The organism is Shewanella glacialipiscicola (assembly GCF_023283485.1).
Classification (GTDB): domain Bacteria; phylum Pseudomonadota; class Gammaproteobacteria; order Enterobacterales; family Shewanellaceae; genus Shewanella; species Shewanella glacialipiscicola.
In genome coordinates this window covers 164294-177342 of sequence record NZ_JAKILU010000007.1, presented here as the reverse complement: position 1 = coordinate 177342, position 13049 = coordinate 164294, and the positions used below count along the sequence as shown (strand labels likewise).

Below are 13049 nucleotides of genomic sequence, written 5' to 3'. Positions count from 1 at the left end.
TCATTGTTACATTGATTTAAATTTTTGACTGCCAACCCGAAGGCTAGGCAGTTTCGATTAACTCAACACCTGTGAGTGTCCACACAGATTTCTTGTTTTATATTGTTAAAGAGCAACTCAATCTCATCAGAGAACGTGAGTACCACGCTGAGCATCAAATGCTTCCAGGTGGCTAGGGCTGCGTATTCTACGCATTTCCCATTGTGCGTCAAGGAGTTTTTTACAACTTCTTGATGCTGTTGAATTTACTGTTCAAAACCTGCTCAATTCAACCTCACTCGCCGTATCGCTTACGCGCATCGCCGTGTCAGTGGATGCGCATTATAGGCAGCAGGAGATTTTGTGCAACCCCTTTTTTCACTAAATTAACCGTTAATTACCGATATCTACACTAGCCACACCCTACCCACAACTTACCCCCAGACTTACCCACAAAACCAGCAGCTTTGGCTTATTAATTATGGTGAATAAGTACGTTGATGACTCAAGTCATGTAGCTATGAGTAATACTATTTGGGATAAAACCGCTACTTAATGCCTGTGAATCGATTTAAGTCGGCATTTGTCATACTGCAAACAGGCCATGTCAAAGAAAGTGACATGGATAAGCCAAACGCACGTTATGACTTCATCATTGGATAACTAGCTATATAAAGAAGAGGAAGTAGAAGAAGTAGGTATAAAGGTGAAGGTCATAACTGATGAGCCCAACCTCATGTTATGAATCAAGGCAAGTTCACACATTCACAGCTAGGTAGATACACTATCAAGATGTGCGAAAGATTGCCGGTTATTCTGGGTCAAAGCGTTTTTTACTGTCTGACTGAGCTTGCCGCTGAGCTAATGGAGTTTGATCGGCTAGCTTTAGTACCGCCTTTTGCAACATCAAGTTATTAGGGTAAGTCACCATATCGCCGTTATCGCGGTGGATGAGTACATGGAATAAAGCGATTTCAACAATAACGCCGCTGATGTCCTCATCCTTATCAACCACCTTAATACGTTCACCTATGCGGTAAGGGAATACAAAGAAAATCAGTACACCTGCCGTTAAGTTACTTAATATGGACCACTGCGCCACTAACGCCACGCCCATGACCGCAAAAGCAGAGGAAACAAATAGCGATACATCCTGATAGCCAAGCCCTAAAGAGACCGCCATCAGTGATAGTGTAATAAAGAACATCACATAAGAGATAAACCGCGTGACTAAACTGGTGCGCGTTACACTTACCTGCTTCATTTGCGCAAGTTTGCGCACCCAATGGGTTAATGCACGCTGTAAAAAGAGAAACACAGCAAGATAAATACAGGCAAGCAGGATTTGATTTGTCATAATAGCCGCTCAATTAACTAAACTGTCTGAATTCTAACTTTTTTGCGCGCTGAGTTATAGCACACGCAAACAAGCCATGCAGCAAAACCGAGTATTTGATTCAATATGGTTGATTCTACCCTCTTATATGAAACTCAAGATGAATTAGGCCCAATTCGCGTAATCGATTATGACGACTCACGGATCCTGTCCTTTGGGGATAATGATGAGCAGAGTAAAATTTTAAAAGCTGCGCCACATATCCCCCAACATACTTATGTACAAGCCATGTTGTTGGTTTTGCTATTTTGTAAGCCCAAGAGCGCTATCATTTTAGGCTTAGGTGGTGGCTCAATTATTCACTCTCTACGCAATTTCGACGCAGCCATAAAGTTAACGGCGGTGGAATTACGCCCAGCAGTTATCGAGTTAGCTAAACGCTACTTCCAACTCCCCATAGGTAAAAAGCTGAATCTTATCAATGATGATGCCATCGCATTTTTAGCCGCTGGCGAGCATAAAAAAGTCGATGTGATTTTTGCCGATGTCTACACAGCTAAAGGAGTCGAAGCAGGACAGCTTTCGCCAGTATTCCTAGAGCAATGCACTAACCTCATCAAACCCAACGGTTATTTAGTGCTGAACTGCTGGAAAGAGCATAGCCAAAATCGCGAATTATTAGCCAACTTACAACAGCACTTTGCCCATGTTGACGCCTGCCTTACGGGCGGCGGTAATTGGGTAATTTTTGCTAGCCAAACACCCCAGCTTTTAGGTACATCAGCCCTTAAAAGCAATGCCCAATCGTTATCCCAGCAATTAGGCTTTGCCCTTGAGCGATCGTTAACGCGGTTTGGGCCTTGGATTTAATCTTAATCTCAGCCAAATAGCTTAAATTAGTTAACCCTAAGGCTGAGCTTTGATATTCTTCTCACACTCCAATGATATGAGTTGTACCATGAAAAATAAGCACAAATTTATGTTAAGCGTTATGGCTCTGGCGTGCCTTAATCCTCTCAATGCTAACGCCGAAATTTTTAGTTTTGACACTCGTAGCTCACTGAACTCAGATACCTTAGTGCTATTCCAAAGTGCTGATTCAACCACCTATGGTATCGACCTTTTACCTCAGTCGACCCAAGACCAACTAAACCTTGCGACTGCGGATAATATTTTTTCCGGTAAGCAGGGAGAAACCCTCGAGATTTTAGTACCGAGCGAAATCGATGCTAAACGGATATTACTGGTAGGCATTGGCGATGCAAAAATCTTAACCCCAGGCTCCATTAATACTATTGGGGGCAATATTGCTGCAAAACTCGATACTGTTCCGCAGGCCACGGTGCGTATATTTACCCAAGGCTTAACGGCCGCGCCACTATTTGCTGCTGAGCTTGCCCATGGTATAGAGCTACGTAGCTACCGTTACACTCAGTTTAAAGCCAGTACCCATAAGCAAAAAAACTATCAAATTGCCGTCGATGATTTAAGCGCCAACCAGAAACGCCACAAAAACTTACAAGCGGTTGAAGAAGGCGTGTTTTTAGCCCGCGACTTAACCAACGCACCTGCTGGCATTATGTATCCCGATAGCTTTGCCAATGAAGCCAGAAAACTTAAATCCCTCGGCGTTAAAGTCACAGTATTAGAAGCCAAAGATATCGAACGCTTACAACTAGGCGCTTTAGCTGCGGTGGGTAAAGGCAGTGAGCGCCCACCTAAGTTAGTCGTCGCCCATTGGCCAGGTAGTAAAGACGCGCCAATTGCACTGGTCGGCAAAGGCATTACCTTTGACTCGGGCGGTTACAATATCAAAGCAACGGGCACTTCAATCGCACGGATGAAGTCAGATATGGCGGGCGCGGCGACGGTACTTGGCACCATTAAAGCCATGGCGATTCAAAAGGCAGCGGTCAACGTTGTGGCAATTATGCCCATGGCAGAGAACATGATATCCGGCCATGCGATGATCCCTGGGGATGTGATTAAAACGGCCCAAGGGCTTACCGTTGAAGTGCTCAATACCGATGCAGAGGGTCGTTTAGTGTTGGCCGATGGCCTCTGGTATGCCCGAGAACACTACAACCCCTCGATTATCATTGATGTCGCGACGTTAACTGGCTCTAAAGTCGGCGCACTTGGCAGCGTGTATGCGGGATTGTTTACCGATTCAGAGACCTTAGTCAAAGAGTTAACCTATGCAGGACAACAGGTTGATGAAAAAGTATGGCGTTTACCGTTAGATCAAGCCTACGCTGATGAGCTTAAATCCACGATCGCGGATCTAAAAAATACCGGTAAAGAAGGAAGTGCTGGCGCTTCTTCTGCAGCGATGTTTTTAAAACGCTTTGCGGGCGAACAACCTTGGGCACACCTTGATATCGCGGGTAATGCGTTAACCGCCACCGATACCGCCGTAGTGCCAGCTGGCGCAACAGGTTATGGCGTACGTTTACTCAGCACTTGGCTAACTCAGCCTAAGACTCAGTAATCACATTTAGCTTGCCAGCACCTAAGCATTTGTAAAATTGTCTTGCTCTAATTGAATTTATGTTTAAAGGGATATCATAGATATCCCTTTTTTATACCTGAAATTTATCTCAAATCCTTCACAGATAAGCATTCACCTAAAACCCTGAGCAACCCCAATCACACCAAACCTGCAGTGGGCGTGATAAACCGATTGAGCCCGGCCAGATCTCACTTGTATTCTATTAAACCGATTAGAATGATAGCTTTTATCCGTTATCTTAATTATTAGCGAGTCGGTAGTATGCTTCACATCGACAGGACGCAAGCAAACGTCCTCGTTATGAACTTAAGCAATCATCAACTATATGGAAGCATAAAAATGACTCAATCAATTATCAACAGCACAATCAAACCATTCAAAGCCACTGCGTTTCACAATGGTGAATTCGTTCCAGTGACAGAGCAAGACCTGTTAGGTAAATGGTCAGTGGTATTCTTCTACCCTGCTGACTTTACCTTTGTTTGCCCAACTGAATTAGGCGACATGGCTGATTACTACGAAAAGCTACAAGGTATGGGTGTTGAAGTTTACTCAGTCTCTACTGACACGCACTTCACTCACAAAGCATGGCATGACACGTCAGACACCATCAAGAAAATTAACTTCCCAATGCTGGCTGACCCAACAGGCACTATCAGCCGTAACTTCGGCGTGATGATAGAAGAAGACGGTTTAGCACTGCGTGGTACTTTTGTTATTAACCCAGAAGGCCAAATCAAGGTTAGCGAAGTTCACGATTTAGGTATTGGCCGTAGCGCTCAAGAGCTAGTTCGTAAAATTCAAGCTGCTCAATATGTTGCGACTCACGATGGTGAAGTTTGCCCAGCTAAATGGCAACCAGGTGACGAAACATTAGCACCATCTTTAGACCTAGTTGGCAAAATCTAATTTAGTCTGCAAAGCGTCAACCCCGCCAGTCTAGCATCCTGAGCTAAGTGGCGTTGCACCCCGAAACTGCAACGCCACATAGCAAAGGACTAAGCCCGCCCCTGCATGGGCCTAGACTGGCGCTCTATATATCTCCCTTTTAAGTCATTTTGGAGTCATCACATGTTAGATGCGAATTTAAAAAATCAACTGCAAACCTATCTGCAAAACCTCAAGAGACCAGTTGAACTTGTCGTGTCTGCAGACGAGTCTAAAAAATCTCAAGAATTAAAAAGTTTAGCGCAAGACATTGTCAGCCTTTCTTCTTTGGTGAGCCTGAAAGAAATTCAGGGCGAACGCACCCCAGCAATGACAGTGATAAACCCACAGATTAATACGCAAATTAGTTTTGCTGGTCTGCCTATGGGTCACGAATTTACTTCACTTGTGCTGGCCTTACTGCACACAGGTGGACACCCAATTAAACTCAGCGATGAGATTATCCAGCAGATCCGCGATCTGCCCGGCAAATATGCCTTTGAGACTTACGTATCTCTGACCTGCCAAAACTGCCCTGATGTCATTCAGGCACTGAATATGATGGCCGCAATCAACCCAAATATCACTAACGTGATGATTGACGGCGCTTTGTTCCAAGACGAAGTGAATAGCCGCAACATCATGGCTGTACCATCTGTCTACTTAAACGGCGAAGTGTTTGCTGCAGGTCGCATCAGTATTGGCGAGATTTTGAATAAACTCGACACCAATGCCGCCAGCCGTAAGGCTGATGAAATTGCTGAAAAAGCCCCGTTTGAAGTATTAGTGGTTGGCGGTGGCCCAGCCGGTGCTGCAGCGGCTATTTATGCGGCGCGTAAAGGCTTACGTACTGGTATTGTTGCTGACAAGTTTGGCGGACAAGTGGCTGAAACGGTAGGTATTGAAAACTTTATATCAGTCAAATCGACTGAAGGTCCAAAGCTTGTAGCAAATCTTGAAGCCCATGTAAGAGACTACGAAGTTGACATCATGGACAACCAGAAAGCCGTGTCATTAGGCACTGACGGTTTGTTTGAACTTGAGTTAGCAAGCGGCGCTAAATTACGTAGCCGTACTATATTATTGGCCACAGGTGCCCGCTGGCGTGAAATGAACGTCCCCGGTGAGAAAGAATACCGCGGCAAAGGCGTGGCTTATTGCCCACATTGCGATGGCCCGTTATTTAAAGGCAAACGCGTAGCTGTGATTGGCGGCGGTAACTCAGGTATCGAAGCTGCTATCGATTTAGCGAATATTGTCGAGCACGTGACGGTACTGGAGTTTGATAAAACCCTACGCGCCGACGATGTACTGCAACGTAAAGCGGCTTCTATGGGGAACATTACTATTATTACCCAAGCGATGACCACTGAAGTGACTGGCGATGGCTCCCGAGTGAATGGCCTGAACTACACAGACAGAGCAACAGGTAATAGCCACCATGTAGCACTTGCAGGTATCTTCGTACAAATTGGTTTAGTACCCAATGCGGAATGGTTGAAAGGCACCATTGATTTAACCCCAAGGGGCGAAATTATTGTTGATGCACGCGGACAAACTTCTGTTCCAGGTATTTTTGCCGCAGGTGATGTCACTGACTCCCCTTTCAAGCAAATTATTATTGCCATGGGCAGCGGCGCAAATGCATCATTGGGCGCATTTGATTACTTAATTCGCCATAGTGATGAAGAAATCGCTGAGACCAAAGTGGCTTAATCTACGATACGCTTTGAGATAACCCAATAAAATAGCCAGCATTGCTGGCTATTTTTATATCTATTCAATCACACCAAAGAGCAATTAAATGTTAATGCCCTAATTTAACTCCGCCCGCCGCGAAAGTATGATGAATTCGGTGCTCTGACCGTGTGTTTATAGTCAAGCGATACAGCATGCGAGTAGCTACATGGCTTCAATTTGCTCAACCATGAGTTGCAACGAGAAGTTACCGCGATACTCATTCACATCAAGTTTATAAACAATACGGGCGTGGCGAATAGTTGCATCGGGCCATGTGTGTAAATCGACATTAAAAGCAATCGCATCGAGCATCACTGTGCCGCATTGGGTTTCAAGCACCAACTTAAGGTGACGCTCACCAACAAGGCGTTGTTGCACTATGGTAAAGTAACCATCAAATAGCGGTTCTTCAAAGGCTTGCCCCCAAGGTCCAGCATTGCGCAATAACTGCGCCATCTCCAGATTCAACTCTGTTGGGGTAAGTTCACCATCGGACCAAAACTCGCCGGTTAATAACTCCGCTTTAAGCTGTTCACGCACCGCATCATCATAGGCTTTGGCAAACGTAGCAAAACTGCCGGCTTTAAGTGATAACCCCGCCGCCATCGCATGGCCGCCAAACTTGATAATCAGCCCTGGGTTACGCGTGTTCACCAGTTCAAGTAAGTCACGCATATGCAGCCCTTTAATCGAGCGCGCTGAACCTTTAATTTCACCATTGCCCGCATCGGCAAAGGCGATCACCGGTCTGTGGTATTTGTCTTTAATGCGCGAGGCTAAAATACCAATCACACCTTGATGCCAATCTTCTTGAAATAAAGCGATGCCCCAAGGTAACTCGGCTTCGTTGAGCTTTAATTGCTCAAGAGTTTTCAATGCCTCTTGCTGCATACCCACTTCAAGCTCACGCCGCTCTTGGTTTAAACCGTCAAGCTCCGCGGCCATGCGGCGGGCAAGCATCATGTCTTCACAAAGTAATGTTTCAACGCCAAGCGCCATTTCATCCAACCGCCCTGCGGCATTAAGTCTTGGGCCTACGGCAAAACCAAAGTCGGATGCAACGATACGCGCAGGGTTTCGCTTCGCCACTTCAAGCAATGCCGTAATTCCCACTCGGCAGCGCCCAGCGCGCACACGCTGCAAACCCGCTTCGACCAAAATACGATTATTGGCATCAAGTGACACCACATCGGCAACGGTGCCAAGGGCAACGATATCGAGCAAAGTGCCTAAATTAGGTTCAGTAATACCGCGCGTTTGATACCAGTTTCGCGCTCGCAGTTCGGCTCTTAACGCCGTCATCAAATAAAAAGCGACCCCGACGCCAGCAATCGATTTACTGGCAAATGAACAACCGGGTTGATTCGGATTGACGATTGCATCGGCATTAGGTAATTCATGTCCGGGTAGATGATGGTCAGTAATCACTACTTGCATGCCAAAGGCTTTGGCCGCGGCTACGCCATCAATGGATGAAATACCGTTATCCACCGTAATCAACATTTCGGCTTGTTTAGTCGCCGCAACAGCAACAATTTCAGGGCTTAAGCCGTAGCCGTAGTCAAAGCGATTAGGAATTAAATAGTCCACTTTGGTAGCGCCCATCATCCGCAGCGCCAACATGCACACGCTGGTCGAGGTTGCGCCGTCGGCATCAAAATCACCGACAATTAAAATCGATTTATTCGCCTGCATTGCATCAGCGATAAGCGCCGCGGACTCAGCCAAACCTTTCATAGTGTCAGGCCTTAATAACCCCTTCAGAGCAAGTTCACACTCGTGAGTTAGCGCGCCGCGACGAGCATAAAGCTGCTTTAATAGCGGCGAAAGATGAGCGGATAAATGGCTATCATCAACGGTTGGGCGACGGACTATCTTATGGATCAAGGGACTCAAACTCTGAGGAAATCGTAGCGATAAGATAACAAAAAGGTGAGCGTTAAGCTCACCTTTCGTGGGATAAATTTTACTAATTTGAGTATTATTGACGCGCCTCTAAGGTGCGTAATAAGTCTGCAGGGGGTTGATAACCTGGGATCATATTACCGTCGTCTAACACGATTGCAGGCGTGCCATTAACACCAAATGTTGCCCCTAAAGCATACTGTTCGGCAATCTTAGCATCGCATGTAGCCGCGACGACTTTGCTACCCGCTTTGGCATCTGTCATGGCTTTTAAAGGATCTTTAGCGCACCAAATCGCCTGCATCTCGTCGGCATTGGCCGAAGGCACACCCGCACGCGGGAACGCTAAATAACGCACGGTAATACCTAGTTTATTGTATTCATCCATTTGGCTGTGCAATTTACGGCAATAGCCACAGCTAACGTCGGTAAATACAGTGACGACATACTTTTCGTTTTTGGCTTTATAAACCAACATATTATCTTCAAGTGGCTTCATCATTTCTAAACGTGGGCCAGCTAATGCGGCCTCGGTTAAGTTTTTCATGCCTTTATCTAAGTCATATACGCTGCCGTGAAACAGTTTTGAACCATCACGAGTGATATAAAGTACACCGCGGTTGGTCATAGCCTGATACAAACCGTCAATGGGTGAGTCTTGCATAGAAATGACTTCAACATCTAACGTCTCGGTCAGTTTTTGCTTAATCGCCGCAGTATCTGGTGAGGTCGCCGTTGCCGCGTTCACAAGAGGCGCAACAACAAGGGCAAAAATTAAAGATAATGCTCGGGTTAACTTCATGGGGGCATCCTATAAATTGAGTCTCTACGAAGAGATTTTGAGGTCGTTCTAATTCGATATACTTAATAGACCCTCTATGGGGGCGAAAAGTTACAGGCAAGCCGTTCGGAAAGCAAATTTATGCTGTAACTAAATCCTTTATTAGCCTCTAGGATGGTGCTGTTGATGCAATTCCTGCAACCTTGCGCGCGCCACATGGGTATAAATTTGTGTTGTCGACAAATCACTATGGCCTAACAGCAATTGCACCACCCGCAGATCGGCACCGTGATTGAGCAAATGGGTAGCAAAAGCGTGGCGTAATGTGTGTGGTGACAATGCAGTCTCAATCCCAGCACGCAGGGCATATAACTTGATTCGATGCCAAAAGGTTTGTCGAGTCATCATCTGTCCGCGTTTGGACGGGAACACCACATCAGATTGTTTATTACTGAGCAGTTCTTGGCGAGCAAATTTCATATAGCTTTCGACTTCAGTAATCGCCAACTCACCCAGTGGCACCAGGCGCTCTTTACCGCCCTTACCGACAATCCGCACTAAGCCTTGGCGCAGGCTCATCTGCTCCATCGTCAGGCCAACGAGTTCACTCACCCTTAAACCTGAAGCATATAAAAGCTCCAGCATTGCCTTATCGCGACACTCAACGGCATCTTCTACATTGGGCTCAGACAACAAGCGGTCGACCTGCGATTCACTTAATGAATCGGGTAAATGACGGGTTAATTTAGGCGACTCTATTAACGCCAATGGATCCGTCGTGATGTGTTTAGCCTGTATAAGATAGCTATAAAAACGCCGTAAACTGCTGAGTAGCCGAGCACTACTGGTACGCGCAAAATCCTGCTCAACTCTAAAGGCTAAGTACGCCCTAACATCAGTTTGAGAAACCGCGAGTAGTGTAACCCCTTGTTGAATTTGAAAACGCTCAAAATGGCACAGGTCAGTACGATAAGCCGATAGCGTATTATCACTCAGCCCTTTACTTGACCAAATATCATCAAGAAAAGCATCAATAAGCGGATCGCTCTGATAAGTCTTAGGCACAGATTCTCCATAAAAAAACGGCGTAATCAAATGATACGCCGTTGATATTAAATTAAATGTGGTTAAATCTATATAGGCTTAATTGAACTGAGCCTGTAAGTCTTCATCATAAAATTTAAGCTGCAGCCACTTGACCTCGGCCACGGCCGAATACTAAGCACAGTGCAATCGTTGCTACTGTGGGGAGTAACCAAGCCATACCTTCTTCATAAAGTGGCAGTATAGATAACACCGGAGACATACCATCAACAATGTGAATAAATCCCTGCGCCATGCCATTAACCGCTTGACCGTCAGCGCCTGTCAGACTACTCGCTGCCACTTTAAGGCCATCGAAAATACCAAACAGTAACGCCACGCTCAACACTGCACGGTGCGCAAACTGCGGATTAGCAAAATAAGCCGTCAGAAAAGTCACCACTACAAGCGCAATGGCTACCGGATAAATAGTCATTAGCACTGGAATACTAATCGCGATTAACTGAGTTAATCCTACGTTTGCAATCACAGCACAAATTACACTTAAAAAGATTACCAAAAAGCGGTAGGACAATTTTGGCATCAGTTCATTAAAGAACTCAGAGCAAGCACTCACTAAACCGACAGCTGTGGTTAAACACGCTAAGGTCACTACGGTAGAAAGTAAGACTGAACCCAAATCGCCAAATTCACGTGTGACATAGTTTGTTAAAATTTCGCCACCGTTTTTAGCACCAATCGCGATATCACCTGCCGTTGCACCCAAAAAGAACAACGACACATAAACGAAGGCTAAACCTGCAGCAGCAATAAAGGCGGCGCGGATCAGGTATCGAGTTTGGGCGCTCGGTTCTGATATGCCCTTTTTTCGTAGAATATCGATAATCAACATACCAAACATTAAGGACGCGAGCGTATCCATAGTGTTATAGCCTTCCAAAATACCTTTGGTAAGCGGATGTTTTTGATAGTCGCCCATCGCTTGGCCGACTTCAGATGCGGGTAAAAAGATCACTGAGGCTGCTAATCCAACCAATAAGATCAGTAGGATTGGTGTTAATACTTTACCGACACTATCGAGCAATTTCCCAGGAAAAAGCGCTAATAGCATAGTGACAGCAAAAAAACATAAGGTGTACAACAACTGCGACAGGTTGAGTTCTAAATTACCTAATAAAAACGTAGCTGTGGTGTTATCTATAAAAGGTTTAGCCCCTATTTCATAGGCCACTAAACCGGTACGCGGCGCGGCAAATGCTGGGCCAATAATAATATAAATCGCGATTGCCAATGTCGTTGCTGCAAATACAGGCAGCATAGCCATAACCTTACCTTGAGCCTTAGCGACTGCAATCAGTCCAACTAAAGGTAAACCTACGGCGGTAATTAAAAAACCCAACATAGCGAGGGGCATATTATCGCCCGCTAACATGCCAGCAAACGGCGGAAATATTAAATTACCCGCCCCTAAAAAAAATGCAAAGGTCATAAAACCTAAGCCCAATGTATCCCCGATACTCATGTGATTGTCTTGCACTGGAAGCCCCATCTTGTCTTATTGTTTTTTTACAAACTTAAGTGATTATGTATCGATTAGCCATAGCTAAAACAAAGCCCATCCGGAGTGCAAATCTATGTTTACACATTTCCGTGGTAAATATGTTTAATATCTGCCGAGTTAATAAACAATAATGAAACTAAATATGGCATTCCCGCCTATTTATTCACCACAAAACTCGTTTACCTATCCGTTAACCAATAAAGTGATTAAAAATGGGGGCGAAACTAATACCAAACTTGTAACGCTAATGCAAGATAACTAGGCTTGGCAGCTAAAAAAGGCAAAATAATGCTAATGTACTGCTAACTACAGGTTATCGAGGCAATAAATTAAAGCGTTAATTAAGTGAAATCTGGATTATTAGGGTAAAAATGAGCTCCCTCTGCAGCAGGGGTTATACTGCTCAAGTCTTTGCATTTGTTTAAAAGCGGTAGCTAAAAGCCCAAGGCAGGCTTTAGAATAATGCCCATTCCCTACCGAACGTTCATCACACTCCAACGGCAAAGCAAACTATCAATGGCATTTACTTTTAAACAATTCCATATCGACGACATGAATTGCGGCATGGCCGTAGGCACAGACAGTGTCGTCCTAGGCGCGTGGGCTCAACTAACCACAGCAAAAACTGTCTTAGATATCGGCGCCGGTAGTGGCTTACTGAGTTTAATGGCCGCGCAGCGCAGCCAAGCACACATTACCGCAGTTGAGTTAGACGCAAGTGCCGCCCATGCTTGCCAACATAACTTTGGTAATAGCCCATGGGTTAATCGACTGACGTTAGTGAATAGCAGCATACAAGATTTTTGCCAACAGATTGAATATAAAGGAGAGTTTGAGCATATCATTTGTAATCCGCCCTATTTTGAGCAAGGCACACAAGCGATACAATCCCAGCGCGCGATGGCCCGCCACACTGATAGCTTAAGTTTTACCGCACTACTCGATGCCATTCATGTGTGCCTAGCAGCGCAAGGAAACGCGAGCCTGATATTGCCAATGCAGAGCATGGCGCGTTTCAATGATTGCTTAGCCCACTCACAGCTCTGCTTGATTGAAATAACTGAGCTTATCAGCGTTGTAGGGAAAAGTGCCAATCGAGTGCTTTGCGTACTTGCACATAAAACTCAGCCACAAATGACTCCTAAAAGCAGTGACATCATTATCCGAGAACTTTCAGGCCAATACACCCAAACCATGGTGCAATTAATACAAGATTTTTACCTTAAATACTGATCTGGAGCCCAGCCCTGATATTTTAAGTAAA

The 13049-nt window shown here is 45.3% G+C and carries 10 protein-coding genes; 5 read left to right on the top strand and 5 right to left on the bottom strand.

The window, feature by feature from the left end:
* Positions 1–790: 790 nt before the first annotated feature.
* Positions 791–1336 (bottom strand): mechanosensitive ion channel family protein, encoded by a 546-nt coding sequence (locus L2717_RS08360; RefSeq protein ID WP_107883595.1) that lies wholly within the window; start codon positions 1334–1336, stop codon positions 791–793.
* Positions 1337–1441: 105 nt separating this feature from the next.
* On the opposite strand from L2717_RS08360, the gene L2717_RS08355 reads away from it, so the two are divergent.
* The 4 genes from L2717_RS08355 to ahpF all read left to right on the top strand — a co-directional run bounded on the left by L2717_RS08355 (position 1442) and on the right by ahpF (position 6470).
* A complete protein-coding gene (locus L2717_RS08355) occupies positions 1442–2185 on the top strand; it encodes a spermidine synthase (protein ID WP_220774161.1) in 744 nt (247 codons plus the stop codon).
* An 88-nt stretch (positions 2186–2273) separates the two neighbouring features.
* Positions 2274–3806, top strand: a complete 1533-nt coding sequence (locus L2717_RS08350; RefSeq protein ID WP_220774162.1) for a leucyl aminopeptidase — start codon at positions 2274–2276, stop codon at positions 3804–3806.
* Between the two features lie 360 nt (positions 3807–4166).
* Entirely contained in the window at positions 4167–4736 is a 570-nt protein-coding gene (gene ahpC / locus L2717_RS08345) for an alkyl hydroperoxide reductase subunit C (protein ID WP_220774163.1), read from the top strand.
* Positions 4737–4898: 162 nt separating this feature from the next.
* A complete protein-coding gene (gene ahpF / locus L2717_RS08340; RefSeq protein WP_220774164.1) occupies positions 4899–6470 on the top strand; it encodes an alkyl hydroperoxide reductase subunit F in 1572 nt (523 codons plus the stop codon).
* A 186-nt stretch (positions 6471–6656) separates the two neighbouring features.
* Here the strand turns inward: ahpF and recJ are convergent, their stop codons facing one another.
* The 4 genes from recJ to brnQ form a co-directional block, all read right to left on the bottom strand.
* Positions 6657–8381 carry a single-stranded-DNA-specific exonuclease RecJ gene (recJ, locus tag L2717_RS08335; RefSeq protein WP_220774165.1) on the bottom strand — a complete coding sequence of 575 codons (1725 nt, stop codon included), beginning with the start codon at positions 8379–8381 and terminating at the stop codon, positions 6657–6659.
* A gap of 94 nt (positions 8382–8475) precedes the next feature.
* Complete coding sequence (gene dsbC, locus L2717_RS08330; RefSeq protein WP_107883600.1) at positions 8476–9201, bottom strand: bifunctional protein-disulfide isomerase/oxidoreductase DsbC; 726 nt, start codon at positions 9199–9201, stop codon at positions 8476–8478.
* Positions 9202–9342: 141 nt separating this feature from the next.
* Positions 9343–10245: a site-specific tyrosine recombinase XerD gene (gene xerD / locus L2717_RS08325; protein ID WP_220774166.1), complete on the bottom strand. Its 903-nt coding sequence runs from the start codon at positions 10243–10245 to the stop codon at positions 9343–9345.
* A gap of 115 nt (positions 10246–10360) precedes the next feature.
* Positions 10361–11773 (bottom strand): branched-chain amino acid transport system II carrier protein, encoded by a 1413-nt coding sequence (gene brnQ, locus L2717_RS08320; protein ID WP_220774167.1) that lies wholly within the window; start codon positions 11771–11773, stop codon positions 10361–10363.
* A 528-nt stretch (positions 11774–12301) separates the two neighbouring features.
* Between brnQ and L2717_RS08315 the strand changes: the two genes are divergently transcribed.
* Positions 12302–13018: a tRNA1(Val) (adenine(37)-N6)-methyltransferase gene (locus L2717_RS08315; protein ID WP_220774168.1), complete on the top strand. Its 717-nt coding sequence runs from the start codon at positions 12302–12304 to the stop codon at positions 13016–13018.
* Positions 13019–13049 lie beyond the last annotated feature (31 nt).